Annotated in this window: 31 protein-coding genes; 12 read left to right on the forward strand and 19 right to left on the reverse strand. The window is 59.0% G+C overall.

Going from position 1 to position 26,997, the window contains the following annotated elements:
- Window positions 1-68: 68 nt before the first annotated feature.
- On the reverse strand, window positions 69-1,412 hold the full coding sequence (locus ACSAMW_RS10625) for a tryptophan--tRNA ligase (RefSeq protein ID WP_500593888.1): 1,344 nt from the start codon (window positions 1,410-1,412) through the stop codon (window positions 69-71).
- Window positions 1,413-1,422: 10 nt separating this feature from the next.
- Window positions 1,423-2,073, reverse strand: coding sequence for an alpha/beta hydrolase (locus ACSAMW_RS10630; protein WP_500593889.1), 651 nt, complete (start codon window positions 2,071-2,073; stop codon window positions 1,423-1,425).
- Window positions 2,074-2,234: 161 nt separating this feature from the next.
- Between ACSAMW_RS10630 and ACSAMW_RS10635 the strand changes: the two genes are divergently transcribed.
- Window positions 2,235-2,672 carry a ZapG family protein gene (locus tag ACSAMW_RS10635; RefSeq protein ID WP_168083933.1) on the forward strand — a complete coding sequence of 146 codons (438 nt, stop codon included), beginning with the start codon at window positions 2,235-2,237 and terminating at the stop codon, window positions 2,670-2,672.
- A gap of 159 nt (window positions 2,673-2,831) precedes the next feature.
- Here the strand turns inward: ACSAMW_RS10635 and ACSAMW_RS10640 are convergent, their stop codons facing one another.
- From ACSAMW_RS10640 to ACSAMW_RS10655, 4 genes are all read right to left on the reverse strand, one after another.
- The gene (locus ACSAMW_RS10640; RefSeq protein WP_500593890.1) at window positions 2,832-3,194 is read right to left on the reverse strand and encodes a hypothetical protein; all 363 of its coding nucleotides are present in this window, start codon (window positions 3,192-3,194) and stop codon (window positions 2,832-2,834) included.
- 607 nt (window positions 3,195-3,801) lie between these two features.
- Window positions 3,802-5,703: a sulfate adenylyltransferase subunit CysN gene (cysN, locus tag ACSAMW_RS10645; protein WP_500593891.1), complete on the reverse strand. Its 1,902-nt coding sequence runs from the start codon at window positions 5,701-5,703 to the stop codon at window positions 3,802-3,804.
- A 181-nt stretch (window positions 5,704-5,884) separates the two neighbouring features.
- Complete coding sequence (cysD, locus tag ACSAMW_RS10650) at window positions 5,885-6,802, reverse strand: sulfate adenylyltransferase subunit CysD (protein ID WP_168083936.1); 918 nt, start codon at window positions 6,800-6,802, stop codon at window positions 5,885-5,887.
- Window positions 6,803-6,937: 135 nt separating this feature from the next.
- Window positions 6,938-7,696 (reverse strand): Nif3-like dinuclear metal center hexameric protein, encoded by a 759-nt coding sequence (locus ACSAMW_RS10655; protein ID WP_500593892.1) that lies wholly within the window; start codon window positions 7,694-7,696, stop codon window positions 6,938-6,940.
- 108 nt (window positions 7,697-7,804) lie between these two features.
- On the opposite strand from ACSAMW_RS10655, the gene algW reads away from it, so the two are divergent.
- A complete protein-coding gene (gene algW / locus ACSAMW_RS10660) occupies window positions 7,805-8,968 on the forward strand; it encodes a Do family serine endopeptidase AlgW (RefSeq protein ID WP_500593893.1) in 1,164 nt (387 codons plus the stop codon).
- Between the two features lie 178 nt (window positions 8,969-9,146).
- On the opposite strand, the gene hisC is transcribed toward algW, so the two are convergent.
- The 10 genes from hisC to ACSAMW_RS10710 all read right to left on the reverse strand — a co-directional run bounded on the left by hisC (window position 9,147) and on the right by ACSAMW_RS10710 (window position 17,027).
- Window positions 9,147-10,193 (reverse strand): histidinol-phosphate transaminase, encoded by a 1,047-nt coding sequence (gene hisC, locus ACSAMW_RS10665; RefSeq protein ID WP_500593894.1) that lies wholly within the window; start codon window positions 10,191-10,193, stop codon window positions 9,147-9,149.
- 2 nt (window positions 10,194-10,195) lie between these two features.
- The gene (gene hisD / locus ACSAMW_RS10670) at window positions 10,196-11,509 is read right to left on the reverse strand and encodes a histidinol dehydrogenase (protein WP_500593895.1); all 1,314 of its coding nucleotides are present in this window, start codon (window positions 11,507-11,509) and stop codon (window positions 10,196-10,198) included.
- Between the two features lie 138 nt (window positions 11,510-11,647).
- Window positions 11,648-12,283 carry an ATP phosphoribosyltransferase gene (hisG, locus tag ACSAMW_RS10675; protein WP_168083941.1) on the reverse strand — a complete coding sequence of 212 codons (636 nt, stop codon included), beginning with the start codon at window positions 12,281-12,283 and terminating at the stop codon, window positions 11,648-11,650.
- Window positions 12,284-12,337: 54 nt separating this feature from the next.
- Entirely contained in the window at window positions 12,338-13,603 is a 1,266-nt protein-coding gene (gene murA, locus ACSAMW_RS10680) for a UDP-N-acetylglucosamine 1-carboxyvinyltransferase (RefSeq protein ID WP_500593896.1), read from the reverse strand.
- A 21-nt stretch (window positions 13,604-13,624) separates the two neighbouring features.
- On the reverse strand, window positions 13,625-13,864 hold the full coding sequence (locus tag ACSAMW_RS10685; RefSeq protein WP_500593897.1) for a BolA family protein: 240 nt from the start codon (window positions 13,862-13,864) through the stop codon (window positions 13,625-13,627).
- Window positions 13,865-13,991: 127 nt separating this feature from the next.
- Complete coding sequence (locus ACSAMW_RS10690; protein ID WP_500593898.1) at window positions 13,992-14,294, reverse strand: STAS domain-containing protein; 303 nt, start codon at window positions 14,292-14,294, stop codon at window positions 13,992-13,994.
- Window positions 14,291-14,944 (reverse strand): MlaC/ttg2D family ABC transporter substrate-binding protein, encoded by a 654-nt coding sequence (locus ACSAMW_RS10695; RefSeq protein ID WP_500593899.1) that lies wholly within the window; start codon window positions 14,942-14,944, stop codon window positions 14,291-14,293. Before ACSAMW_RS10695 ends, ACSAMW_RS10690 begins: the two co-directional genes overlap by 4 nt.
- 9 nt (window positions 14,945-14,953) lie before the next feature.
- Entirely contained in the window at window positions 14,954-15,421 is a 468-nt protein-coding gene (mlaD, locus tag ACSAMW_RS10700; protein WP_168083946.1) for an outer membrane lipid asymmetry maintenance protein MlaD, read from the reverse strand.
- Window positions 15,421-16,218, reverse strand: coding sequence for a lipid asymmetry maintenance ABC transporter permease subunit MlaE (gene mlaE / locus ACSAMW_RS10705; RefSeq protein WP_500593900.1), 798 nt, complete (start codon window positions 16,216-16,218; stop codon window positions 15,421-15,423). Before mlaE ends, mlaD begins: the two co-directional genes overlap by 1 nt.
- Complete coding sequence (locus ACSAMW_RS10710; protein ID WP_500593901.1) at window positions 16,218-17,027, reverse strand: ATP-binding cassette domain-containing protein; 810 nt, start codon at window positions 17,025-17,027, stop codon at window positions 16,218-16,220. The genes mlaE and ACSAMW_RS10710 overlap by 1 nt, the downstream gene beginning before the upstream one ends.
- A 289-nt stretch (window positions 17,028-17,316) precedes the next feature.
- On the opposite strand from ACSAMW_RS10710, the gene ACSAMW_RS10715 reads away from it, so the two are divergent.
- From ACSAMW_RS10715 to ACSAMW_RS10760, 10 genes are all read left to right on the forward strand, one after another.
- The gene (locus ACSAMW_RS10715) at window positions 17,317-18,291 is read left to right on the forward strand and encodes a KpsF/GutQ family sugar-phosphate isomerase (protein WP_500593902.1); all 975 of its coding nucleotides are present in this window, start codon (window positions 17,317-17,319) and stop codon (window positions 18,289-18,291) included.
- Window positions 18,291-18,815, forward strand: a complete 525-nt coding sequence (locus tag ACSAMW_RS10720) for a KdsC family phosphatase (protein WP_500593903.1) — start codon at window positions 18,291-18,293, stop codon at window positions 18,813-18,815. Before ACSAMW_RS10715 ends, ACSAMW_RS10720 begins: the two co-directional genes overlap by 1 nt.
- Before the next feature lie 7 nt (window positions 18,816-18,822).
- On the forward strand, window positions 18,823-19,395 hold the full coding sequence (lptC, locus tag ACSAMW_RS10725; RefSeq protein WP_168083951.1) for an LPS export ABC transporter periplasmic protein LptC: 573 nt from the start codon (window positions 18,823-18,825) through the stop codon (window positions 19,393-19,395).
- The gene (gene lptA, locus ACSAMW_RS10730; RefSeq protein ID WP_500593904.1) at window positions 19,382-19,927 is read left to right on the forward strand and encodes a lipopolysaccharide transport periplasmic protein LptA; all 546 of its coding nucleotides are present in this window, start codon (window positions 19,382-19,384) and stop codon (window positions 19,925-19,927) included. The genes lptC and lptA overlap by 14 nt, the downstream gene beginning before the upstream one ends.
- A complete protein-coding gene (gene lptB, locus ACSAMW_RS10735) occupies window positions 19,927-20,652 on the forward strand; it encodes an LPS export ABC transporter ATP-binding protein (RefSeq protein ID WP_168083953.1) in 726 nt (241 codons plus the stop codon). The genes lptA and lptB overlap by 1 nt, the downstream gene beginning before the upstream one ends.
- Before the next feature lie 136 nt (window positions 20,653-20,788).
- A complete protein-coding gene (locus ACSAMW_RS10740; RefSeq protein ID WP_500593905.1) occupies window positions 20,789-22,297 on the forward strand; it encodes an RNA polymerase factor sigma-54 in 1,509 nt (502 codons plus the stop codon).
- A gap of 134 nt (window positions 22,298-22,431) precedes the next feature.
- Complete coding sequence (gene hpf / locus ACSAMW_RS10745; protein ID WP_500593906.1) at window positions 22,432-22,743, forward strand: ribosome hibernation-promoting factor, HPF/YfiA family; 312 nt, start codon at window positions 22,432-22,434, stop codon at window positions 22,741-22,743.
- 7 nt (window positions 22,744-22,750) lie between these two features.
- Window positions 22,751-23,215, forward strand: a complete 465-nt coding sequence (gene ptsN, locus ACSAMW_RS10750) for a PTS IIA-like nitrogen regulatory protein PtsN (protein WP_500593907.1) — start codon at window positions 22,751-22,753, stop codon at window positions 23,213-23,215.
- A 2-nt stretch (window positions 23,216-23,217) separates the two neighbouring features.
- Window positions 23,218-24,075 (forward strand): RNase adapter RapZ, encoded by an 858-nt coding sequence (rapZ, locus tag ACSAMW_RS10755; RefSeq protein WP_500593908.1) that lies wholly within the window; start codon window positions 23,218-23,220, stop codon window positions 24,073-24,075.
- Between the two features lie 20 nt (window positions 24,076-24,095).
- Window positions 24,096-24,368: an HPr family phosphocarrier protein gene (locus ACSAMW_RS10760; RefSeq protein WP_500593909.1), complete on the forward strand. Its 273-nt coding sequence runs from the start codon at window positions 24,096-24,098 to the stop codon at window positions 24,366-24,368.
- Window positions 24,369-24,428: 60 nt separating this feature from the next.
- Here ACSAMW_RS10760 and ACSAMW_RS10765 read toward each other — a convergent pair whose 3' ends face one another.
- The 3 genes from ACSAMW_RS10765 to pmbA all read right to left on the reverse strand — a co-directional run bounded on the left by ACSAMW_RS10765 (window position 24,429) and on the right by pmbA (window position 26,944).
- Window positions 24,429-25,046, reverse strand: coding sequence for a superoxide dismutase (locus ACSAMW_RS10765; RefSeq protein ID WP_500593910.1), 618 nt, complete (start codon window positions 25,044-25,046; stop codon window positions 24,429-24,431).
- Window position 25,047: 1 nt separating this feature from the next.
- Window positions 25,048-25,491: a tetratricopeptide repeat protein gene (locus ACSAMW_RS10770; RefSeq protein WP_500593911.1), complete on the reverse strand. Its 444-nt coding sequence runs from the start codon at window positions 25,489-25,491 to the stop codon at window positions 25,048-25,050.
- A gap of 106 nt (window positions 25,492-25,597) precedes the next feature.
- Window positions 25,598-26,944: a metalloprotease PmbA gene (gene pmbA, locus ACSAMW_RS10775; RefSeq protein WP_500593912.1), complete on the reverse strand. Its 1,347-nt coding sequence runs from the start codon at window positions 26,942-26,944 to the stop codon at window positions 25,598-25,600.
- Window positions 26,945-26,997: the final 53 nt, after the last annotated feature.

Below are 26,997 nucleotides of genomic sequence, written 5' to 3' on the forward strand. Positions count from 1 at the left end.
CACTGTAACGGCGGCCCTGTGGGATGGCAATCAAGGCCGCGACCGAACGTCACAGCCTTTGCGGGGGCTCAGGCCTGGGGCCGTAACGCCTCACGTACCGCACTCATGGCGGTGTCACGGCCAGTGTCGTCTGTAAAGGCCGGGCTGTCGGCCACACAGGTGTCATCCAGCCACAACTCGAAACCAGCACCGTTGGCCCGAAGGTCAACCCCGGCCTCTTGAAGGCGCTTGGTGACGGCACCTGCACTTTTGCCATCAGCGAACGGCCTGGACAGCAGCAACTGCTCACCCTCAGCGCTCAGCAGGCGGAACCGGAACGTGCCGTCTTGCTCACGGAAACTGACAAAGCGCGAGGCCTTGCCCGCTTTCTTGCGCGCTTCACCGGTGCCTGCCACCTGTGTACGGAACGATCGCAGGCCTACGGCCTCACGTAGCTGCTCAAGGAACGGCGTTGCCACTTGGCGCGCCTTGGCGGCACCTGCCTGGAGAATGTCTTCCAGGTCTGCCGGGCGCTCCATGAACTGGTGATAACGCTCGCGCGCTTCGCCCAGTTCGCTGTCGAGCAAGGCGAACAGTTGCTGCTTGGCCTCTCCCCACCCTAGCCCGCCCAGCAGGTGAGCACGGAACGCCTGCGTTTGCGAGGGGGTAGCGAATGCGCTGTAGAGGGTGAACAGGTGGCTGGCGTCGGGGTCTTTCGGCTCTCCCGGCAGGCGTGAGTCTGTGACGATTCTGGCGATGGTGTCCTTGAGCTGCTTGGGGCTGCTGAACAAAGGAATGGTGTTGTCATAGCTTTTGGACATCTTGCGGCCATCAAGGCCGGGCAAGGTGGCCACGCTTTCTTCTACCACGGCTTCAGGCAGCACGAACAAGTCGCTGCCCTTGCCGAACAAGTGGTTGAAGCGCTGGCCAATGTCACGGGCCATTTCCACATGCTGGATCTGATCACGCCCCACCGGCACCTTGTGGGCATTGAACATCAGGATGTCAGCAGCCATAAGAACCGGGTAACTGAACAGCCCCATGGTGACGCCGGCATCCGGGTCTTCGCCGGCCTCCACATTCTTGTCCACCGACGCCTTGTAAGCATGGGCGCGATTGAGCAACCCCTTGCCTGCGACGCAGGTGAGCAGCCAGGTCAGCTCCGGGATTTCAGGGATGTCGGACTGCCGGTAGAACGTGGCTCGCTCCACATCGAGACCGCCCGCCAGCCAGGTAGCGGCAATTTCCAGGCGGGAACGCTGGATGCGCAAGGGGTCGTCGCACTTGATCAGCGCGTGGTAGTCCGCCAGGAAGTAGAACGAATCCACATTGCTTTGGCGGCTGGCTTCGATCGCCGGGCGAATGGCACCGGCGTAGTTGCCCAAATGGGGCGTGCCAGTGGTGGTAATGCCTGTGAGAATCCGGGTGGTCATGGGTAATCGCTTATCGGGCTGCAGTCAGAGGGGCAAGGCGTGGCAAGACCAGGTCTTTGAGTTCGGTAAGTTTGCCATGAAAGAAGTGACCACATTCAGCCACTTTCAGCAGCTCATGGGGATGGCCGAGGGCCGCTGACCATTCATACACCTGAGCAGGGCTCACCACTTCGTCGCTGTTGGGCTGAATCACAGTGATAGGGCAATGCTGCGGTAGCGGCTCGTCATCACGCAGGCGTGCCACGGCTGGCGCGCACATGAACAGCTGGCTCAGGGGTGCGTTCTGGCGTTCCAGCCTGCCGGCCAATGTGGCGGCCACAAACCCGCCAAAGGAAAAGCCCAGTACCGTAAGCGGCAGCCCCGGATGGCGAATACGCAGCCAGTTGGCCGCGGCGTGGGCGTCGTCCACCTCTCCCAGGCCCATGTCGTGGCTACCTGCACTGCTACCTGTGCCCCGGTAGTTGAAGCGCAGGGTAATGTAGCCCGCATCCCGCGCCGTGCGCTGCAGGGTAGACATGACTTTGTTGAGCATCGTCCCACCCTGCTCCGGGTTGGGATGGCAGAGCAATGCCAGGCCCTGTGGCTCGGGCACTTCAAGGTAAAGGGCTTCAAGCTGGCCTATGGGACCATCGAGCATCAGAGGGTTTTCGCGGATCAGCAAGGGTATGAACTCCGTGACCCTGACCAGGGTCGACTCGTCTAGCTATCGGTTTGTACCTGTGAAGGGCCGGCGCAATGCTGCGCTTTTCAGGCCCTATGACGGTATACAGCGCCGGTGTGAGCCGTTAACGTAATGCAAAGCCGTTTATAGAGGAAGGACTCGTGGAATACTCGCTCTTGATTTGGTTGCTGCCCACCCTGGCGCTCATCGTGGGTGTCGTGGCGGGGTTCCTCATAGCACGCGTGGCGCCCAATGCCGTACCGGGGGGTACCCAGCGCCAATTGGATGACCTTCAGCAGAAGTTCGACAACTACCAGCATGAAGTGGTAACCCATTTCAACAGTACGGCGGTGCTGGTGAAGAAACTGACCCAGAGCTACCAGGAAGTGCAGGACCACTTGGCCGAAGGCGCCAACCACCTGGCGCTCGACGAGCTTACCCGCCAACGCCTATTGGCTGCGTTGCACTCGGATGCCAACCAGGTGCACCGCGATCGCCTCACGCCCCCACGCGACTCGGAAGCCCCCAAGGACTACGCACCGAAAGGCCCTGACATGCCCGGCATGCTCGACGAGCATTACGGCATCAAGCGCAAATAATGAAAAAGGGCCTCGAATGAGGCCCTTTTTCAGGATAAGCGAGTGCGTAAGCTTCCAGGTTACTTCCGCTGCTCGCAGGCCGAAGGGCTAGGCGTTCGAGCAGGTAGAATTTCAAAATTTCCAGAGCGCAAAGCAGCCTCGTAAGCCTGTAGTGCTTGGTTATCGACCCGAACCTTGTGCGCCTTGAGTTCGCTCAATAACACTTGCTGCGAAGCCTTCTTCGAATACTGCATACCCCTGCCCCCCTAGGTATATCTGCGGCTTGTAACCGTACTCACCAAGAATAGCCGCATGCTTTCTATATAACCGCCTATAGAAATCTTTCAACTGCGGCCGCTCATCCAGTACAAGCGCTGCAATGCCGTTGGGACGAATCTGCGCCTGTATCTCACGTATGCTAAGCGCTAGCCCTAGTCCCAGTTCCGTCATGGAAGCCATGCTCAGCGGCTTGAAACCCATTTCTTTGGGCGTACTGAAGTCTATCATGCCATCGGTCGCGTCCTCTGAAAGGTAGAACTTCATTTCCAGATGAAGACCAACCAATTCGCACCCCCAACTCGGCTTCCAGGATATCCCGACAACCGCTCGCACTGGACCCAAGAGGTGTGAAAAGCACTTTGTATGCGTAGCTTGAGGTGTTCAGATCCTGGACATAGAAATATCCGTCAAAACCATACCGCTCGCCCGCTATTTTCGTGAGGTTTCCCAGCAACCGCTGTGGCATCACGGCTCCACATCTACGTCTTATGGGTGCTACGCAAAGCAGCCTGAATTTTGTGAGGGCCATCCTAACGAAATCGACCCACGAGGCCTACACCACAACACATCACCATACAATTCACTGCGCCTGACAGCGCCCATCCCGGCATGCTCGACGAGCATTACGGCATCAAGCGCAAATAATGAAAAAGGGCCTCGAATGAGGCCCTTTTCATTAGGTTAGCGGTACTTGCAAGTCTCAATCACGCAGCGACCTGCAGAAAGGGGCATCTGAAGCTCCCCTTTCGCAGGCTATCGCCAGCTCCAACAGGCTATGCCATGCGCTGCTGGTGTGGGACCGGTTGCAGCCAAAGGCGGAGACCGGGAACTTGCCAAAAACCTCCCGGACACTTCCCAGGCAGAAACGGCCTTAAACCGCGCCACGTGCCCGTAGCAGGTCAATGACCTGTTTCACGCCCTCTTCCACCGACACCGCCTGCGTATCGACCACCAGGTCAGCTTTGAGCGGCACATCGTACGGGAAGGACTCGCCCGGTATATTGTCCTGAGCGGCCGCATAAAGGCCTTGAGGGTCACGCTCGCGGCAGGCTTGTGGCGATGCCTGCACATAAACGGTGACCAGCCGATCGCTACCGATCAGGTCCTGCGCCTGGGCACGGCCCTCAGCATCGGGTGCTACAAAGGCGGCCAGAGTCACCAGGCCCGCTTCGTTGAACTGGCGCGCCACATGCGCAGCCCGGCGCCAGTTTTCGGTACGGCCGGCGCGGTCCTGGGGCAAGCCCTTGTTCAGGTCATGGCGCAGGTTTTGCCCATCCAGCACAAAGACGGCACGGCCCATGTCGAACAGCTTGCGTTCCACCGCGTAAGCCAAGGTGCTCTTGCCTGCGCCGGACAACCCGGTAAACAGCACGGTGGCCGGCTTCTGTCCAAACCGCCGTGCGCGCTCTTCCACGCTCACGTGGGCCAGCTTGCCATGCGTACCGGCTGCGCCATGAGAGACCACCGCAGGCGCAACGATCATGCCTGCGCCGACAGTACCATTGGTCAACCGGTCGATCACGATGAATGCGCCGGTGGTGCGGTTGCTGGCATAGCCGTCCAGGGCGATGGACGAATCCAACGCCACCTTCACCTTGCCAATCTCGTTGAGCGCCAGCGCGCTGGCCGGCCCCTCTTCAAGGGTATTCACGTCTACCCGGTGGGTGATGCTGGCAATGGAACCCGGCACATAGCTCGTCGCACGCTTGATGTCGTACTTCTTGCCCGGCAGCATCGGCTCCTCGGACATCCACACCAGCATCGCTTCGAACTGGTCCGTCACCGGAGGCACATTGTCGGCATGTACCAGCAAGTCACCACGGGAGATGTCGATCTCGTCTTCCATGGTCAGCGTTACCGCCTGGCCAGGGCCAGCCTGCTCCAGCTCGCCCTCGAACGTTACGATGGACTTTACGCGACTGCTCTTGCCTGACGGCAGCACAACCACGTCATCACCCTTGTGCACCACACCGCTGGCAAGGGTGCCGGCGAAGCCACGGAAGTTGAGGTTCGGGCGGTTCACGTACTGCACGGGGAAACGCAGGTCTGTCAGGTTGCGGTCCGCGGCAACCTCAACGGTTTCCAGGATCTCCATCAGTGATGGGCCGGTGTACCACGGAGAGCGCTCACTGTGGTTGACCACGTTGTCGCCCTTGAGGGCCGACATGGGCACGAAATGAAGGCTCGACGGGTTTAGCTTGATGGCCTCGGCAAACTGCAGGTAATCAGCTTTGATGGTTTCGAACACGTCCTCATCGAAGCCTTTGAGGTCCATTTTGTTGATGGCGACCACAATGTGCTTGATACCGAGCAGCGAGGCGATATAGCTGTGCCGGCGAGTCTGGGTCTGCACACCATAGCGCGCGTCTACCAGAATGATTGCCAGGTCGCAGGTCGAAGCGCCTGTGGCCATGTTGCGGGTGTACTGCTCGTGGCCCGGAGTATCGGCAATGATGAACTTGCGCTTGGCAGTGGAGAAATACCGGTAGGCCACATCGATGGTAATGCCCTGCTCGCGCTCGGCCTGCAGGCCGTCGACCAGCAGTGCCAGGTCGATATCATCGCCCGTGGTTCCGACCTTCTTCGAGTCACGGGTGATGGCTTCGAGGTGATCTTCGTAGATCATCTTCGAATCGTGCAGCAGGCGCCCGATCAGGGTGCTCTTGCCATCGTCCACGTTCCCGCAGGTCAGGAAGCGCAGCAATTCCTTGCGTTCATGCTGGGCCAGATAAGCAAGGATGTCCTCGCTGATCAATTCGGATTGGTGGCTCATGGGTCTAGCTCCAAGCTGTTAGCTTCAAGCGGCAAGCTTGTAGCGTACAGCTATCTGAAATTATTGATCCATCGCGAGCATTGTCGAGGGTGCGTACGATGTCAGCAGCAGGCTACAAGCGCAGGACGCTTTTGACTTGTAGCTTGCCGCTTGTAACTTGCAGCTTCCTGTAACTTAAAGCTTAGAAATAGCCCTGACGTTTCTTGTCTTCCATAGAGCCCGCACCATCGTGGTCGATGACGCGCCCCTGGCGTTCGGACGTACGGGTCAGGAGCATTTCCTGAATGATGTCGGTCAGGCTATCTGCGTCCGACTCCACCGCGCCTGTGAGGGGGTAGCAGCCTAGCGTGCGGAAGCGGACCTTCTTCTTGACGATGCTTGCCTTCTCTTCAGGCGACAAGTGCTCGAGGATACGGTCGTCGTCGATCATGATGAGCGTGCCGTTCTTCTCAATAACGTCGCGCTCGGCCGCGAAGTACAGCGGAACGATCGGGATCTGCTCCAGGTAGATGTACTGCCAGATGTCCAGCTCGGTCCAGTTGGACAAGGGGAACACGCGGATGGACTCGCCCTTGTTCACCTTGCCGTTGTACAGGTTCCACAGCTCGGGGCGCTGGTTTTTCGGGTCCCAGCGGTGCTTGCTGTCGCGGAACGAGTACACCCGTTCCTTGGCCCGGGACTTCTCCTCGTCACGGCGGGCGCCACCGAAGGCCGCATCGAAACCATACTTGTCCAATGCCTGCTTCAGGCCTTGGGTTTTCATGATGTCGGTGTGTTTGGCGCTGCCGTGGGTGAACGGGTTGATACCCTGCGCCACGCCTTCCGGGTTCACATGCACCAGCAGGTCCAGGCCCATTTCCTCGACCATGCGATCACGGAACTGGTACATCTCCTGAAACTTCCACCGGGTGTCCACGTGCATTACGGGAAAAGGCAGTTTTCCTGGGAAAAAGGCTTTGCGGGCCAGGTGCAGCATCACGGCAGAATCCTTGCCGATGGAATACAGCATGACCGGGTTGTCGAACTCGGCGGCCACTTCACGGATGATGTGGATGCTTTCCGCTTCGAGCTGTTTCAAGTGCGTCAGTTTGTCGACCATGGCTACTCACGGATTGCGTTGCAGATAGGACGGCCTGCGGGCCGTGTTCGAGCCGGGCACTCTATCACAGCATTAAGGCCTATTAAGGCAGCGCCTTAGATCCAAAAGGTATGAGCATATGCCCGCGAGTTTTGACTACACCGGGTTTGGGCAGTCTATGAACAGGTGCTCGATGGCAAAGCGCCGTGCCAGGTAATCACCCAGCGCCTGCACGCCATAACGTTCGGTAGCGTGATGGCCGGCGGCAATGAATGACACGCGATTCTCACAGGCGCTATGGAACGTCTGCTCGGAGGCTTCACCGGTCAGGAACAGGTCTACCCCAGCCTCGATAGCCTTGTCGATGTAACCTTGGCCACCCCCGGTACACCAACCTACACGCCGTACCACCTGGCCACTGCACACCACCAGTGGCTCGCGGCCCAGCACCTGCGCTACCTGGCGGGAAAATGCCAAGGCGGTTTGAGGCATGGCCAGCGAACCGATCAAGCCAACGACTTTCGAGTCACGCGGGTCGAGGGGACCTTCCACCGTGATGCCAAGCCGCGCAGCCAGCTGTACGTTATTGCCGACGTCTGGGTGTACATCCAACGGGAGGTGGTAGGCCAGCAGGCTCATATCGTGCTTGAACAATGTCTTGAGCCGCCGATGCTTCATGCCTGTGATACAGGGGTTTTCACCTTTCCAGAAGTAACCGTGGTGCACCAGCACCAAGTCGGCACCGGCATCTACAGCGGCGTCCAGCAGTGCCTGGCTGGCCGTCACGCCGCTGACGATCTTGCGTACCTGGGGGCGCCCCTCTACCTGTAGCCCGTAGGGGCAGTAATCGGCAATGCTAGCCGCATTAAGATAACGGTCGGCCTCTTCTACCAGAATGCTCAGCGACACCGCCATAAAAGTCTCCACAAGACAGTTTGCGAGCGGCGATGCGCTCGTATAATGGCGCCCATTATGGGCCGGCACCGGCTCGGTGGAAACGCTATTACCGCTCAGGACTCATTGATGTCGATTGCCTTGCGTTACTTCAGCTGGCCGCTGCTGACCGGCATTCTGGTCGCCCTGCTGATTATCCTGCGCTTTCCCGAATGGGTCGGCCTGCCTAGCCAGGATGTGAACCTGCAAACGGCACCGCAACCAGGCGCCGTTGTCCGTGGGCCGGTTTCCTATGCCGACGCCGTCACCTTGGCCGCCCCGGCGGTCGTCAACCTCTATACCACCAAAGCGGTGAACAAATCGGCCCACCCCTTGCTGGACGACCCTCAGTTCAAACGGTTTTTCGGTGACAACCTACCCCGGCAACGCCGGTGGGAGTCCAGCCTGGGCTCGGCGGTGATCATGAGCCCGGAAGGCTACCTGCTGACCAACAACCATGTGACCTCCGGGGCGGATCAGATTGTGGTCGCCCTCAAGGATGGCCGCGAAACCCTTGCTCGCGTCATTGGCAGTGATCCGGAAACCGACCTGGCCGTGCTGAAGATCGACTTGCAGCACCTGCCCGCCATTACCATCGGCAGTTCAGACAGCTTGCGTATCGGTGATGTGGCCCTGGCCATCGGCAACCCTTTTGGCGTAGGCCAAACCGTGACCATGGGCATCATCAGTGCAACAGGGCGCAACCAACTGGGCCTCAATACCTACGAGGACTTTATCCAGACTGACGCTGCTATCAACCCCGGTAACTCCGGCGGCGCGCTTGTGGATGCCAATGGCAACCTGACCGGCATCAACACCGCCATCTTCTCCAAATCCGGGGGAAGCCAAGGCATCGGGTTCGCCATTCCTACCAAGCTGGCGTTGGAGGTGATGAAATCCATCATCGAACATGGCCAGGTGATTCGTGGCTGGCTGGGCATTGAGGTTCAGCCTTTAACGGATGACTTGGCAGAGTCGTTTGGCCTGAAAGACCGGCCAGGCATCGTGGTAGCTGGCATCTTCCGCGATGGCCCTGCGCAGAAAGCCGGCTTGCAGCTAGGTGACGTGATCCTCAGCATCAATAATGAAATGGCCTCCGATGGCCGACGTTCGATGAACCAGGTCGCCCGCACCAAGCCTGGAGACAAGATCGTTATCGAGGTGATGCGCGACAACAAGACCTTGAAGCTGACGGCTGAAGTAGGGATGCGGCCACCGCCAGCACCGGCGGCTGTGCCCAAGGAAGAGGGCTAACCCTTCTTATGGCAAAAGGGATTGCCACACTGTGGCGGCGCATCATTCGCCCGCTGCGCGCGGGCTGCCACAAGGGACCGTGCCAGGCACGACCCTTAGGGTGTTTAAAGCGCTCTACAGAGGATAGGTAGTGCCCTGTGGGGCCGGTCGCAGCCGAAGGCGGAAACCGGGACCCGCCTTATGTCAAAGCGTCCAGCAGCGCTTGGTTCTCCTCAGGCGTACCGATGGAGATTCGCAGGAACTGGGCAATCCGGGCCTGCTTGAAGTGCCGCACGATCACGTTGTGCTCACGCAAATGAGCCGCTATCGCCGCAGCGTCCTTCTCCGGGTGCCGAACAAAGATAAAGTTCGCCCCCGACGGCAACACCTCAAACCCACGTTGCGTCAATTCGGTAGACAGTTGCTCCCGGCTCGCGATAACACGCTGCCGGGTCTGGTCGAACCAGGCATGGTCCTCGAATGCAGCCGCCGCACCCGCTAGGGCAATACGGTCAATGGGATAAGAGTTGAAGCTGTTCTTCACCCGCTCAAGCGCCTCGATCAGATCTGGGTGCCCCACCGCCAGCCCTACCCGCAGCCCTGCCAGCGAGCGAGACTTGGACAAGGTCTGGGTCACCAGCAGGTTCGGGTACCGGTCTACCAAAGAAATGGCCGTCTCTCCGCCGAAATCGATATACGCCTCATCCACTACCACGACCGAATCCGGGCTGCCTTGAAGGATCTGCTCAATGGCTTTCAAGCCCATCAGGCAACCGGTGGGGGCGTTGGGGTTTGGGAAAATGATTCCGCCGTTGGGCCTGGCGTAGTCGCCCGGGTTTATCTGGAAGCTTTCATCCAGGGTCACCTGTTCGAAATCGATGCCATAGAGCCCACAGTACACGGGATAAAAGCTGTAGCTGATGTCCGGGAACAGCAGCGGCTTATCCTGCTGAAACAGGCCATGGAAGATATGGGCGAGCACTTCGTCCGAACCGTTGCCCACGAATACCTGGCCGGGCTGTACGTCGTAGAAAGCGGCCACGGCTTGTTTGAGCCGGTCCCCGTTCGGATCGGGGTAAAGGCGCAAGGTATTGCCGATTTCAGCGCGCATGGCCTCAAGGGCCAGGGGCGACGGCCCATAGGGGTTTTCGTTGGTATTGAGCTTCACCAAGTTGGTGAGCTTGGGCTGCTCGCCAGGCACATAGGGCACCAGCTGTTTAACAAAGGGGCTCCAGAACTTGCTCATGGTCAGGCTTCCTTGATCCGGTATTCGGCACTACGGGCATGGGCGCTCAACGACTCTCCGCGGGCCAGTACCGAAGCGGTACGGCCCAGTTCGGACGCGCCCTGCTCCGAACAGAAGATGACCGACGAGCGCTTCTGGAAATCGTATACGCCCAGGGGAGAAGAAAAACGTGCAGTGCCCGACGTAGGCAATACGTGATTGGGCCCCGCGCAATAGTCACCCAAGGCCTCGCTGGTGTGGCGCCCCATGAAAATGGCGCCGGCGTGGCGGATGTGCGGCAACCATTGGCTCGGCGTTTCGACAGACAACTCCAGGTGTTCAGGTGCAATACGGTTGGCCACGTCGATGGCCTGGGCCATGTCCGCGACCTTGATCAGTGCACCGCGATTGGCCAGAGACGTGCGAATGATCTCGGCTCGCTCCATGGTGGGAAGCAGCTTGTCTATGCTCTGTGCCACGTTGTCCAGGAAGGCCTGGTCCGGGCTGACAAGAATGGCCTGGGCGTCTTCGTCATGTTCGGCCTGGGAGAACAGGTCCATGGCGATCCAGTCCGGGTCAGTACCACCGTCGCACACCACAAGAATTTCCGAAGGGCCTGCAATCATGTCGATGCCCACCTGCCCAAATACATGGCGTTTGGCAGTGGCCACATAGATGTTGCCCGGCCCGACGATCTTGTCGACCCGGGGCACACTCTCGGTGCCATAGGCCAGCGCGGCGACAGCTTGGGCGCCGCCAATAGTGAATACCCGGTCCACGCCCGCGATACAGGCAGCGGCCAGTACCAACTCATTGATTTCACCGCGCGGGGTAGGCACCACCATCACCACTTCAGGCACCCCGGCCACTTTTGCCGGAATGGCATTCATTAGCACTGAAGAGGGATAGCTGGCCTTCCCACCCGGTACATACAGGCCCGCCCGATCCAGGGGGGTCACCTGCTGCCCCAGCACCGTGCCATCGGCCTCGGTATAGCTCCAGGAGCCCTGCTTCTGCTTTTCATGGTAGCTGCGCACGCGGGTAGCGGCGGTTTCAAGGGCTTCCCTTTGTGCTGGCGTAATACGCTCCAAGGCCTGTTCAAGGCGTGCACGGGGCAGAATCAGGTCAGCCATGGTGGTGGCCTGCACGCCATCAAAACGCTGTGTGAACTCGACCACGGCAGCATCGCCCTGCTCACGCACAGCCTTGATGATGTCCAGTACCCGGCCGTTTACGGCTTCGTCAGACACGCTTTCCCAGCTCAGCAGATGATCCAGATGCCGCGCGAAATCCAGAGCGGTGGCGTCGAGTCGGCGGATGGCGGTAGGTGCGGTCATAGCAAGCCTCAGGCGTTGAGCAAGGTGACGAAATAAACGAACAATCTAGCAGGACCACCGCGCCGTTATCAGCCTTTCTTCATGGAAGTAGCCTATGGCGCGGATAGTGAAAGCGCACCTGAGAAGGCGCGCGAGGTGTCAGCTACGGTGTCGGGATTCTACCGCGTGGCGCAGGCTGTCGATCAGGGCCTGGATACGCCCGTGCTGCATTTTCATGGAGGCCTTGTTGACCACCAGGCGGGAGCTGACCATGGCGATCAGGTCCTGGGGTTCCAGGCCATTGGCCCGCAGGGTATTGCCGGTGTCGACCACGTCGATGATCTTGTCTGCAAGGCCAACCAGGGGCGCAAGCTCCATGGAACCGTACAGCTTGATGATGTCCACCTGGCGCCCCTGCTCGGCGTAATAGCGCTTGGCAACGTTCACGAATTTGGTTGCGATACGCAGCCGGCCCTTAGGCGTTGGTGCGCCGACAGCACCGGCAGTCATCAGTTTGCAACAGGCGATTTTCAGGTCCAGCGGCTCATACAAGCCCTGCCCGCCGTACTCCATGAGTACGTCCTTGCCTGCTACGCCCAGGTCTGCCGCACCGTGCTCTACGTAAGTGGGCACGTCGGTGGCGCGTACGATCAACAGGCGAACGTCGCCTTGAGTAGTAGGAATAATGAGCTTGCGGCTTTTGTCCGGATCTTCGGTCGGGGCAATACCGGCAGCCGCCAGCAGCGGCAAGGTATCGTCGAGAATGCGGCCCTTGGACAGCGCGATGGTTAGCATGGGAGAAACGAATCCCTATCAGAAATGGGCCAGGCGAACCCGGCCCCAAGCAACCTAACCCGGTACGCGACGAATCTTCGCGCCCAGCATTTGCAGTTTTTCCTCGATGCACTCGTAACCACGGTCGATGTGGTAGATACGGTCGATGAGGGTGTCACCTTCGGCCACCAAGGCAGCCAGCACCAGGCTTGCCGAAGCACGCAGGTCGGTAGCCATCACGGGAGCGCCCTTGAGCCCTTCCACGCCGGTCACGATTGCAGTGTTGCCTTCGACCTGAATGTGCGCACCCATGCGCAGCAGCTCGTATACATGCATGAAGCGGTTCTCGAACACCGTTTCAATGACCGCACCCGTGCCTTCGGCCACGCAGTTGAGCGAGATGAACTGCGCCTGCATGTCGGTCGGGAACGCCGGGTACGGTGCTGTGCGCAGGTTAACCGCACGTGCACGCTTGCCATGCATGTTCAGCTCGATCCAATCTGCGCCGGTCGTCACGTCGGCACCTGCCTCGCGCAGCTTTTCCAGCACGGCTTCAAGGATGGTGGGATCGGTGTCCTTGAGCTTCACACGCCCGCCCGTGACCGCCGCCGCTACCAGGTAGGTACCGGTTTCGATACGGTCTGGCATGACCTTGTAAGTGGCCGAATGAAGGCGCTCTACGCCCTCAATGGTAATGGTGTCAGTGCCGGCACCCTGCACGTTGCCACCCATGGCATTGATGAAGTGGGCCAGATCGACCACTTCCGGTTCACGGGCGGCATTCTGCAGGACCGTGCGGCCCTTGGCCAAGGCAGCGGCCATCATGATGTTCTCGGTGCCGGTCACGCTCACGGTGTCGAAGAAGAAGTTCGCCCCACGCAGGCCGCCTTCCGGCGCCTTGGCCTTGATATAACCGCCTTCCACGTCAATGGTCGCGCCCATGGCTTCCAGGCCACGAATGTGGAGATCCACAGGGCGGGAACCGATGGCGCACCCGCCAGGCAACGCCACTTCCGCCTCGCCAAAGCGGGCAACCATGGGGCCGAGCACCAGAATGGACGCGCGCATGGTTTTCACCAGCTCGTAGGGTGCTACCAGTGTTTTGATGGTACGCGGGTCAATTTCGACCGCCAGCTTTTCGTTGATCACAGGCTCGATGCCCATGCGCCCGAACAGCTCGATCATGGTAGTGATGTCGTGCAGGTGCGGCAGGTTCGCCACGGTTACCGGGCCATCGGCGAGCAGGGTCGCAGCGAGGATCGGCAGTGCAGCGTTCTTGGCACCGGAGATGCGGATCTCGCCATCAAGGCGAGCGCCGCCGGTAATAATCAGTTTATCCATAACACTCTCGAAGCCTGTGGCTCAGGTACGCTCAGCCCAGGCTGCGCGGGTGAAAAATTTCATGGTCACGGCATGGATGCTGCCATCGGCGATCCATGGGTTCAGGTGCGTATAGATCTGCTGCTGCCGCTTGACTGGGCTTAGCGCGGCCAGTTCGTCGCTGACCACGTTCAGCTGGAAGTTGCAGCCTTCACCTTCGACTTCTACCTGAACCTGTGGCAGCTGCTCTTCAAGAAAGCGTTTAACTTCTAAGGCCTGCATGCTTAACCTCGATCGGCGCCCTGTGCGCGCGGGTCGGCCATGATACAAAAAAAGCCCGTTGGCTGCGAGGGCAGCAGCGCGAACGGGCTTGTTTCATTTTAGGGCGTGGCGCAGCAAAAGCCTTTGCTCAGGCGCGGCTTAGCAAACCGTCGATGCCACAGACTTCGGCAATCTGGCTCAGCTCCTGGGGCAAGGCACGTATGCTGAAAGCCTTTCCAGCCTTTTTGGCGTCCCGACTCAATGCCAATAGCAGGGAAACACCGACGCTGTTGGCACTCTGGACTGCTGAGCAGTCCACGATCACCTGAGCGGCTGGTAGCTGCCCTATGAGCTTTGCGCCCTGCTCGCGTAAACGCGCGCCTGTGCGATAGTCCAGCACGCCTGACAGGCGAAGCTCACCTGCGGCAACTTCGATAGAACCCAGGCTCATGGCTGCCCTTGCAGCGGCTGGCTGCCTGCAGCGTCCTTGGCCTTGGCGACTTCACCTGCCCAGCCATCGATGGTCTTGTCCAGGTTGTTGCCATTGCGCTGCATGGCATCGGCGAACTGGTCACGAAACAGCTTGCCAATGTTGATGCCGTTAACGATCACGTTACGCACTTTCCAGTCGCCATTTACCTTTTCCAAGGTATAGGAAACCGGATACATCGCGCCGTTGTTGCCTTTTACCTGCATGCCAACGGATGTGCGGTCGCCGCTTTCATCCTTGGGTGCATCTACGGTGATGCCTTGGTTGTTGTATTCCAGCAAGGCATTTCCATAAAACTGGAACAGGCTGCGACGGAAGTTTTCCTGAAAGCGCTGCATCTGCTCAGGCGTCGCCTTACGTGAATACTTGACCGTCATGATGCTGCGAGAGATGCCATCGGCATCTACCACAGGCCCTACGATGCGATTAAGCGCGTCGTAGAATGCCTGAGGGTTCTGGCGGTAACTCTCGCGGTTGGCACTGAGATCAGACAGCAACTGATCCGTAGTGCCCTTGATCAGGTTGTAAGCCGGAGTTGCCGGGGCCGCGCTGGCCAGCAGGGGCACTGCCAGCAGCATGGCGACCAGGGCTTGACGCAGAATAGCTAACATTGAAACTCCTTATTTCGCCTCTTTGCTCACATTATTGAGCAGGAATTTGCCGATCAGGTCTTCGAGCACCAGTGAAGACTGTGTGTCATGGATGGTCTGCCCATCCTTGAGCACAGCGCTCTCACCCCCTACGCTGACCCCGATATATTTCTCGCCCAGCAGGCCAGCGGTCAGGATGGAAGCAGTGGAGTCCACCGGCAGATTGTCAACACTCTTGTCTATTTGAAGCGTTACTCGGCCGGTAAAGGTGTCATGGTCGAGATCGATGGCCGTGACCTTACCAATGGTCACACCGGCCATGGTCACCTTTGCTCTGACCGTGAGCCCGGCAATATTGTCAAAAAAAGCGTAAACCTTGTACGTGTCATGGGCAGTGCCAGGCGATAGCCCACTGACTCGCAGGGCGAGCAGCAGCAGGGCAAGGATCCCGGCCAGGAGAAACAGGCCGACACCAACTTCCAGGGTGCGGTTTTGCATCAGAAATCTCCAAACATCAAAGCGGTCAGAATGAAATCGAGCCCCAGTACAGCCAGTGAGGCGTAAACAACGGTATGTGTGGTTGCACGGCTGATGCCTTCGGAAGTGGGGTCGCAGTCATATCCTTGATAAACCGCCACCCAGGTCACCACGAACGCGAACACAACGCTTTTGATCACGCCGTTGAGCACGTCTTCGGAAAAGCTCACGCTGTTCTGCATGTTTGCCCAGAACGAACCTTCGTAGACACCCAGCCAATCTACCGCTACCCATGAGCCGCCCCAGATGCCTACTACGCTGAACAGCGCAGCCAGAATGGGCAGTGAGATGAAGCCGGCCCACAGGCGGGGCGCGATGATGTACTTGAGCGGGTCTACGCCGATCATTTCCAGGCTGGACAGCTGTTCAGTGGCCTTCATGTTGCCTATTTCCGCCGCCAGGGCAGACCCGGCACGCCCTGCGAACAGCAACGCCGTTACCACAGGCCCGAGCTCGCGCAGCAGCGTAAGGGCAATCATCTGCCCTACGGCCTGTTCCGATCCGTATTTGGCCAGGATGCTGAACCCTTGAAGGGACAGCACACCGCCAATGAATACGCCCGACACCAGGATAATGGCCAGCGACAGCACACCCACCGAGTACAGCTGTCGCACCAGCAGGGAAAAACCGCCTGATACCCCATTCCGGCTGAACACAGCGTGCCCCAGGAACAGCGTGGCACGCCCGAACCCGGCGACGATATCGATAGCAGCCCGGCCCAGTTGCCGTACCCGCTCTATCAAGGACCTGCGACGCATCAGCGACTCTCCAGAAAGTCGTCGGCCAAAGCTGGCGCGGAAAAGTGGAAAGGGACCGGCCCATCGGGCTCCCCTTTCATGAATTGGCGGATACGCGGGTTGTCCGAGGCCATAAGCTCGGCAGGCGTGCCGTGACCCAACACTTGCTTGTCGCCGACCACATACAGGTAGTCGGCAATGCTGGCCGTCTCGGCCAGATCATGGGACACCACGATACTGGTGATGCCGAGCGCGTCGTTGAGCAGGCGAATCAAGCGCACCAGCATGCCCATGGCAATGGGATCCTGCCCCACGAACGGCTCATCGTACATGAGGATCCCAGGGTCCATGGCAATGGCGCGCGCCAGGGCTACCCGCCGCTTCATGCCACCGGACAGCTCATCGGGCATCAGTGCGATGGCGCCGCGCAACCCTACGGCTTGCAACTTCATCAATACGATGTCGCGAATCATCTCCTCTGGCAGGTCGGTATGGACCCGCAAGGGGAAGGCGACATTCTCGAAGACATCAAGGTCTGTAAATAGCGCCCCGCTTTGAAACAGCACGCCCATGTGCTTGCGCGCATCGAACAGATCACTGCGTGAAAGGGCTGGCAGGTTCTGCCCATTGACCCACACTTCGCCTGTGGTCGGGCGCAGTTGGGCACCCATCAGCCGCAGCAAGGTCGTTTTGCCGGAGCCGGATGGCCCCATGATACCGGTCACCTTCCCACGTGGAATGCGGATGTCCACATTCTCGAAAATGCTGCGCGCACCGCGCTTGAAGGTGACGCCCTTCAGCTCGACCGCGTAGGCGTGTTCGACACTCATTCGTTCTCCTTACGATGCGATACTGCGGTAAGACGTGCGGGCCAGACGCTAGGGCACAAATCGGCAGGGTCGAAGCGCGGCGCACTATACCATCGCCACTGGATACCATCGCCACTGGACTGTGACAGCGCGTGACCCCATTAGTGGCCCAAACTGGGCAAAAGGCGGGCTGAGGGGCACCGCCATCGCCTGCAGGCATCCCTCTTGATGACTCGATTTTGCCGCCCCGTGCGCAGTTCGGGCATTCCAGATATAATCTCGGCCCTTTCTTGAGACCGACCATCCCGGCATGAATAGCACCCGCGACCTTATCCAATCGGCGCGCCGTACCATCGGCCTTGAAATCAAGGCAGTGGAAGGCCTGCTTGAACATATAAATGCCGATTTCGTGCAAGCGTGCGAGATGATTCTTGGCAGCAGCGGCCGGGTCGTGGTCATGGGAATGGGTAAGTCGGGGCATATCGCTCGCAAGATTGCCGCCACGCTGGCCAGCACTGGCACGCCGGCCTTTTTCGTGCACCCGGCCGAAGCCAGCCACGGGGACATGGGCATGATTACGCCCAACGACATCGTGCTGGCTTTGTCGAATTCTGGCACTACCGCGGAAATTCTTACGCTTCTGCCCCTGATCAAGCGCCTGGGCATTGGGCTGATCAGCCTCACGGGCAACTCGGAATCCACGCTGGCTCGGGCCTCTGAAGTGCATCTGGATGCCCGAGTGGAGCACGAAGCCTGCCCACTGAACCTGGCACCCACCTCGTCGACAACGGCGGCGCTGGTGATGGGCGATGCCTTGGCGGTGGCCCTGCTGGAAGCACGTGGTTTCACTGCTGAGGATTTCGCTTTCTCCCATCCGGGGGGCGCATTGGGCCGTCGCCTGCTGCTTCGGGTTGAACAGTTGATGCACAGTGGGCGGGCCTTGCCTACCGTAAAACGGGGCACCCTGCTCAAAGAGGCCCTGTTGGAAATGTCCAGGAAAGGCCTGGGCATGACCGTAGTGGTCGAAGAAGATGGGCGCCTGGCGGGCGTGTTCACCGACGGCGATCTGCGCCGCACCCTGGACCGCAACCTGGACGTTCATGCCACGCCCATCGAGCAGGTGATGACCGTTCATGGAAAATCCGTAACGGCAGACATGCTGGCGGCTCAGGCGCTCAAAATCATGGAGGATTTCAAAATAGGTGCATTGGTGGTGGTAGACGAACGCGATCTTCCTGTCGGCGCAGTCAACATGCATGATTTCCTCCGTGCGGGGGTTGTGTAATGGAGCGTACCCTGCTCGAACGCGCAAGCCGCATCAAACTGGCTGTCTTCGACGTTGATGGCGTACTCACTGACGGCCGCCTTTACTTTCTTGAAGACGGCAGTGAAATGAAGGCGTTCAATACGCTTGATGGCCAAGGCATTAAAATGCTCATGGCCTCTGGCGTAGCCACGGCCATTATCAGTGGCCGCAACAGTGTGGCCACCGAACGTCGCGCCCGGAACCTGGGCATACCCCACGTGTTCCAGGGCCGGGAAGACAAACTGGCCGTACTTGAGGGGCTTGTGGCCCAGCTTGGCCTGCCCCTCGATCAGGTCGCTCACTTGGGGGACGATCTGCCAGACCTCCCCGTCATGCGTCGCGTGGGGCTGGGCATGGCAGTGGCCAATGCCGCAGACTTCGTGCGCAAGCATGCCCATGGCGTTACTCAGGCGCGCGGTGGTGAAGGCGCCGCCCGGGAATACTGCGAACTCATTCTGCGCGCCCAAGGCAACCTGGACGCCGCATTGAATCATTACCTGTAGGTTGCTCATGCCAAACCGAAAGTTGCTTACGCTTGCCATTGCCGTTTCACTGGTGGCGCTGTTGGTTGCCGTGGGGTATTGGAACGTCAGCCCAGAGCGCTTCCTGGACAACCCCAAAGCCAGCGTGGATGCTGCAACCATCGATTACTACGCAGTCAATGCCCACACGGTGCAGTATCTGCCCGACGGCAAAATGCAATATGAAATGACGGCTGATCGCGTCGAACACCTCAAGGCCAGTGAAATCACGCATGTGACCAAGCCGGTAATGGATATCTACCGAGGCACTACGTTCCCCTGGCACGTGGTCAGCGAACGTGCGGAGGTGAATCCGGACGGCACCCAGGTCGAACTCATTGATGCGGTTCGGCTCAACCGCACAGACCAGCAAAATCGCGCTACCGTCATTACCACCTCCCGAGCCATGGTCTTCCCGCAGAAGCAATATGCGGAAACTGATCAAGACGTTAGAATCGACGGCGCCGGTGGCGTCACGACTGCCAAGGGAATGAAGGCGTATCTGAATGACAGCAAGATCCACTTGCTGTCCACTGTAAGAGGACAGTATGAGGCTCGTTAAAACCCTCCCCTTTCTGCTTGGCCTGGGCGCGGCACTGGGAAGCGTGAACGCCTTGGCGCTGCCCAATGATCGGGACCAACCCATTCATATCCAGTCCGATGACGCCCAGCTTGATGACAAGCAAGGCGTGGCCGTCTATACCGGCGGCGTGGTCATCACACAGGGCTCCATGAAGATCACGGGCAACAAGGTAACTGTTACACGTACGCCCAGTGGCGATGTGGACGTGTTCACGGCTGTGGGCAACCTGGCGTACTACGAGCAGAAGCCTGCCGTGGACAAGCCGATCGTCCAGGCCTATGGCGTCACTATCCAGTACTTTGCCTCTCAGAACCGTATCGTGCTGATCGACAAGGCGAAGGTCATCAACGATGGCAATACGTCCGAAGGCGAAAAGATCGTCTACGACACGGTACGCCAGGTTGTGAACGCTGGCCGTGCAACGGGTAGCAAGGTCACTGCACCGCGCCCACGCATCGACATGGTGATTCAGCCCAAGAAGAAAACCGATCAGCCGCAGAAGGCCCAGTAATGGCGACGTTGAAGGCCCAGCATCTGGCCAAGAGCTACAAAAGCCGCCAAGTGGTAAGGGATGTGAGCCTTTCCATCGAAAGCGGGCAGATCGTTGGCCTGCTGGGGCCGAACGGGGCTGGCAAAACCACGTGCTTTTACATGATTGTTGGCCTTGTACAGGCTGACCAGGGGCGCGTACTGATTGACGACTTGGATGTCAGCCACCAGCCGATGCATGGCCGTGCCAAGGCCGGCATCGGCTACCTGCCCCAGGAAGCGTCCATTTTCCGCAAGCTGTCCGTGGCTGACAACATCATGGCCATCCTGGAAACCCGCAAGGACCTGGACGCTGCTGGTCGTCGCCAGGCCCTGGAAGGCCTGCTGCAGGAATTCCACATCACGCACATCCGGGACAACCTCGGCATGAGCCTGTCCGGGGGCGAGCGCCGCCGGGTAGAGATTGCACGAGCGCTGGCCACAGCGCCTAAATTCATCCTGCTGGACGAACCCTTTGCCGGGGTAGACCCCATCTCCGTAGGCGATATCAAGCAGATCATTCATCACCTCAAGGCCAAGGGCATCGGTGTGCTGATCACCGATCACAACGTCCGAGAAACCCTGGACATCTGCGAAATCGCTTACATTGTGAACGATGGCCAGTTGATTGCAGAGGGTGATTCGGCAACTATTCTTGCCAATGACCTGGTGAAGGAAGTGTACCTGGGGCACGAGTTCCGGCTGTAGGCCGTGTCTTAATGTAAAGACCTCTAGGCAAACACCCTGGTTTCAGGCATATAATTTGCTTAAGTTCAGGCGCCTCTCTGGGGCGCCCGTTGTGGATGGCGCCTCGCGCCGGCAACCAGGGTGTCAAGCTCACACCATGAAACCATCGCTTGTCCTTAAGATGGGCCAGCAACTGACGATGACGCCGCAGTTGCAACAGGCCATCCGCCTACTCCAGCTCTCGACCCTGGACCTCCAGCAGGAGATTCAGGAAGCGCTGGAGTCCAATCCAATGCTTGAACGCCAGGAAGAAGGCGACGACTTCGACAACACTGACCCGCTGGCCGACAAAGCCGAGCAGTCCGGGCCTGTCGAAGCCCAGGAGCCTACCTTTCAGGAAACCACGTTCCAGGAAACCTCCAGTGCTTCGGAAACCAGCGAGGAAGGCGATTGGAATGAACGCATTCCTGACGAACTTCCTGTGGATACGGCCTGGGAAGACATTTATCAGACCAGCGCCAGCAGCCTGCCAGGCGGTGATGATGACGAGTACGACTTTACAACCCGTACATCGGTAGGCGAAAGCCTGCAGAGCCATCTGCTGTGGCAGCTCAACCTGGCGCCCATGTCGGACAACGACAGACTGATAGCGGTCACGCTGATCGATTGCATCAATAACCAGGGCTACCTTGAGGAAAGCCTGGAAGACGTCTGCCAGGCGTTTGATCCGGAACTGGATATCGAGCTCGACGAAGTGGAAGCCGTGCTCCACCGCATTCAGCAGTTCGAGCCAGCCGGCATCGGGGCGCGCACGCTCAGTGAATGCCTGGCGCTTCAATTAAGGCAGCTTCCTGCAAAAACGCCTTGGCTGGCCGAGGCTCAACGCCTGGTGGCGGACTACATCGAACTCCTGGGCGCGCGGGATTATAGCCAGCTGATGCGCAAGATGAAGCTTAAGGAAGATGAGCTTCGCCAGGTCATCGAGTTGGTACAGAGCCTCAACCCTCGCCCAGGTTCGCAGATAGAATCCAGCGAGCCCGAATACGTGGTGCCTGACGTGATTGTACGCAAGGATAGCGAGCGCTGGCTGGTAGAGCTGAACCAGGAGTCGATGCCACGCCTGCGCGTAAACCCGCAATATGCAGGCTTCGTTCGCCGCGCAGATAGCAGCGCCGACAACACGTTCATGCGCAATCAACTGCAGGAAGCGCGCTGGTTCATCAAGAGCCTGCAAAGTCGCAATGAGACGCTGATGAAGGTGGCGACCCAGATCGTCGAACACCAGCGTGGCTTCCTCGAATACGGCGATGAGGCCATGAAGCCGCTGGTGCTGCACGACATCGCTGAAGCGGTGGGTATGCATGAGTCCACCATTTCCAGGGTGACTACTCAGAAATACATGCATACGCCCCGCGGCATATACGAGTTGAAGTACTTTTTCTCAAGCCATGTGAGCACGTCAGAGGGCGGTGAATGCTCGTCCACGGCCATTCGGGCGATCATCAAGAAACTGGTAGCGGCGGAAAACCAGAAAAAGCCATTGAGTGACAGCAAGATCGCTGGTTTACTGGAGGCACAAGGCATTCAGGTCGCACGCCGCACTGTCGCCAAGTACCGCGAGTCCCTAGGGATCGCGCCCTCGAGCGAACGCAAGCGGTTGATGTAAGCCTCACCCGGAAACGCCTGCTGTCACTGGCGCTACAGCACGCACGCCAATGTCGCGTTACCGGGATGCCACCAGCGTTTCAGTGGCAGGTGCCTCGCCTGCCTCTTTATGCACTGGCAACAAGGAGAAGCAGTATGCAAGTCAACATCAGTGGGCATCAGCTGGATGTGACCGACGCCATGCGTAACTACACCACCGAAAAACTCGCCAAGCTTCAGCGGCACTATGACAAGATCACCAACGTGCAGGTGATCATGGAAGTGGAAAAACAGAAGCAGCGTGTGGAGGCCACCCTCCGGGTGCCAAACTGCGGAGAAATCGTTGCCCAGGCGGAACATGACGATATGTATGCCGCTATCGACCTCCTGACTGATAAACTCGACCGGCAATTGCTCAAGCATAAGGAAAAACAGCAGAGCCACCTGCAAGGTGCGGCCGCTCGCTGAACCCCCAATGATTCGAATAGACAATATCCTGACCCCCGGCCGTTCACTCGTGAACGTGCCGGGCGGCAGTAAAAAACGTGTTCTTGAAGAGATTTCAAGGCTGATTCACGCAGACCTGCCTCAGGTCGGCCAGCAGGTGATATTCGATGCCCTGCTCGCTCGTGAACGCTTGGGCTCAACCGGTTTCGGAAACGGAATCGCCATCCCCCATTGCCGCCTGGCTAATTGCGATCAACCCATGAGTGCGCTTTTGCACCTGCAGGCAGCTGTGGACTTCGACGCTATCGATGGCGCGCCCGTAGATCTCATCTTTGTGCTACTGGTACCCGAGGCGGCTACCGATGCGCACCTTGAATTGCTTCGTCAGATTGCAAGCATGCTGGACCGCAAGGACGTGCGAGAGCAGTTGCGCTCTGCCCAAGACAGTACCGCGCTGTACCAGGTGGTGCTCAATGCGCAGGCTGGCGCCTGACCATGCGCCTGGTCATCGTGAGCGGTCGTTCAGGCTCCGGCAAGAGCACCGCCCTTGATGTACTGGAAGACAACGGCTTCTATTGCATAGACAACCTGCCGGCCGGGCTTCTGCCAGAGCTGGCAGACCGTGCATTGATCCATACCGAACTGGCCGAGCCGCTGGTAGCGGTATCCATTGATGCGCGTAACCTGCCCAGCCACCTTTCGCGCTTCCCACAGTTGCTCGAAGAGGTCCGCCATAAGCACATCCAATGTGACGTGCTGTTTCTGGATGCGGACGAGGATACGCTCCTCAAGCGCTTTTCTGAGACCCGTCGTCGTCACCCATTAACCAGCGCCGACCGCTCGCTGGCCGAAGCCATAGGCGTGGAAAGCGACTTGCTGAGCCCTATTGCGGACTTGGCCGACCTCAAGATAAACACCACTCACCTGAACCTGTACCAACTGCGGGATACACTCAAGCTCAGGTTGCTGGACAAGCCGGAAGCAGGCACGGCGTTTCTGCTGGAATCTTTTGGCTTCAAACGCGGCATGCCCACGGACGCAGACCTGGTGTTCGACGTCCGCTGCCTGCCCAACCCTTACTGGAAGCCCGAGCTCCGGGAGCATTCGGGGCTGGAGCAGCCCGTTATCGAGTACTTGGCAGCACAACCAGATGTCGAGGACATGTTCCAGGATATCTCCCAGTACCTCCTGAAATGGCTCCCCCGTTTTGCAGCCAGCAACCGGGCTTACGTTACGGTTGCCATTGGTTGCACAGGAGGGCACCATCGCTCGGTCTATCTGACCGAACGCCTTGGCAAACTATTGCAGGGCACACTCAGAAACGTTCAGGTACGTCACCGAGACCTTCCCTGAATTCAAGGATTTCCTACGCAATGCCCGCACTCGATATCACCATCATCAACAAGTTGGGCCTACATGCGCGCGCTGCTGCCAAATTCGTAGGCGTGGCCGGGCGCTTCCCTTGCCAGGTTCGGGTAGGCCGTACTGAAGGCAGCCTGGTAGATGGCAAAAGCATTATGGCAGTGATGATGCTGGCCGCCGGGAAAGGTACACAAATCCACTTGAGTACCGAAGGCGACCAGTCTCAAGAAGCATTGGATGCTTTGGTAGTACTAATCAATGGCAAGTTCGACGAGGGCGAGTAAACGCACAAGCCTGCGACCGGCTCCTCATCGGGTCGATATGCCGGTCGCAGCGATAGCCTGTCAGGCAGCCTGTAGCGCTGCGTCGTAGCGTTTCTGCACTTCAGCCCAATTGATCACATTGAAGAACGCACCAATGTACTCGGGCCTGCGGTTCTGGTACTTCAGGTAATACGCATGCTCCCACACGTCCAGGCCAAGGATGGGCGTGTTGCCCTTCATCAGGGGGCTGTCCTGGTTAGCGGTGCTTTCAACCACCAGCTTTTTCTCAGGCGTTACACTCAGCCATGCCCAGCCACTCCCAAACCGGCTCAGGGCTGCTTTGGTGAAGGCGCCCTTGAACGCTTCAAAGCCTCCCACGTCTTTTTCAATGGCCTCGCTCACGCTGCCGGTAGGCTGGCCGCCCGCACGTGGCGCCATCACTTCCCAGAACAGTGAATGGTTGGCATGCCCACCGCCGTTGTTGGCAACGGGGCCTTTAAGCTTCTCATCCAGGCTGGCATGGTTGGCCATCAACTTCTCGATAGGCCATTCGGCGTACTCGGTGCCTTCCAAGGCTGCATTGAGGTTATTGACGTAGGTTTGATGGTGCTTGGTATGGTGGATTTCCATGGTTTGCGCATCGATGTGCGGCTCTAGTGCTTTGTAGTCATAGGGCAAGGCAGGCAGGGTATGGGGCATGTCAGTGAACTCCGTAGCGGGAATGAGCGCTCGTGTGGCGCGACTGTCGGCCCATGGCACTGGCGAGCAAGCTCGAAGTGCGGGGGTATTGGCCATGGACGGCGATGAATCCCAGCAGTTCCGTGTAGGTACGATTGCTGTGACGAAGCGCAGCGTCGCGCAGGGGTTGAGGCAGGCTTTCTTGAGAGGCTGCAGCTAGCAAGTGCTGATGCGCTGCACATAGGTACTCGACGCTTTCTTCAGGCTGATGCAAGCAAAGGTGCAGGTCGGCCAGGTTGTGGTGGGAGACCACGAATGCCATAACGGCTTCGTCTGCATTGGCCCACCGCTCGAAGAGGATTTGCGCCAGTGCTAATGCTTGGAGGTAGTATTCCCGGGCATCCACCCATTGCCCTTGTGCAAAAAGCGCATTGGCGCGCTCAATGGTCTGTTTCCAATGGTCCATGGCCGCTCCGCTGTAAGGCTGGATGGAGGCGGAACCCACCTCCTGAGACTGACTATTAGTTGATAATCAATCTCATTTCAAGCGCAGCGGAGCAGTTTCCCGACGCTTAACTGCCCGCGACTGTCATTCGCTCGATCAACACCGAACCTGTACGGGTACTACCTCGCTGTTCGACATCGTTACCGATACTCACAATTTGGCGGAACATGTCCTTCATATTGCCGGCAATGGTGACTTCCTGAACCGGGAACTGGATTTCACCGTGCTCTACCCAGTAGCCGGCCGCACCACGGGAATAGTCGCCTGTAACCATATTCAAGCCACTGCCCATCAGCTCAGTCACCAACAGCCCGCGGCCCATGCGCCGAATAAGGGCAGCTTGGTCTTCGTTGCCATGGGTCACGAACAGGTTATGCACGCCGCCTGAGTTGGCCGTGCTCGGCATGCCCAGCTTGCGCCCGGAATAGGTGCTCAACACATAGGACACTACCCTGCCCCCTTCCACAAACGGCTTGGCATAGGTGGCGAGCCCGTCTCCGTCGAAACCGGCACTGCCTAGGGCGCGAGGCATGTGCGGGCGCTCGTCCAGCGTAAGCCACTCGGGAAACAGCAACTGCCCCATGCTGCCTTCCAGAAAAGACGACTTACGGTAGAGGTTGCCGCCCGATACCGCAGATAGAAAGCTGCCAAACAAGCCACCTGCCAGGTCAGCTGCAAACAGCACAGGCACTTCACAGGTTGGCACCGGGCGGGCGCCCAGGCGGCGGGCGGCACGCTGCGCTGCTTTGCGGCCAATGGCCTCAGGTGACGCTAGCAGGTGGCCCTCGCGGTTTACGTCGTACCAGTAGTCACGCTGCATCTGGCCATCTTTTTCGGCGATCATTACGCAACTGAGGCTGTGTCGCGTGGACGCATAGCCGCCGATAAAACCATGGCTGTTGCCATACACGCGACACCCTTGGTGAGTAGACACCTGGCTGCCATCGGCATTGCGAATCGACGGGTCTGCATCGAAGGCTGCCGCTTCACACGCCAGGGCCAGGTCAATGCTGGCCTGTGGCGAAATATCCCACGGGTGGTACAAGTCCAGGGTTGGCAGGTCGCGGGCCATCAGGGAGGCGTCAGCCAACCCGGAGGCTTCGTCTTCGGAGGTATGCTTGGCAATGGCCAAGGCCGCAGCGACCGTCTCGCGGATGGCCTCAACCCCGCTGGCCGACGTACTCGCCGACCCTTTGCGCTGGCCTAAGTAAAGGGTGATACCAAAGCCCTGGTCGCGGTTGAACTCAACGGTCTCTACCTCACGCTGGCGAACGGAGGTGGACAGGCCCTGCTCCAAGGATACCGCCACCTCGCAGGCGCTGGCACCTTGGCGACGGGCTTCGGCAATGATCGCTTCGACCTGCTCCTGCAACAGGGGCAGGGCCTCGGGACCAACGCTTTCAACTGCTTTCATTGGATTCTCCACACTTCAAATTCGGATCGCGGCAAAGGCCTCTGCTGGCCGGG

This window comes from Pseudomonas sp. AB39(2026) (genome assembly GCF_059831485.1).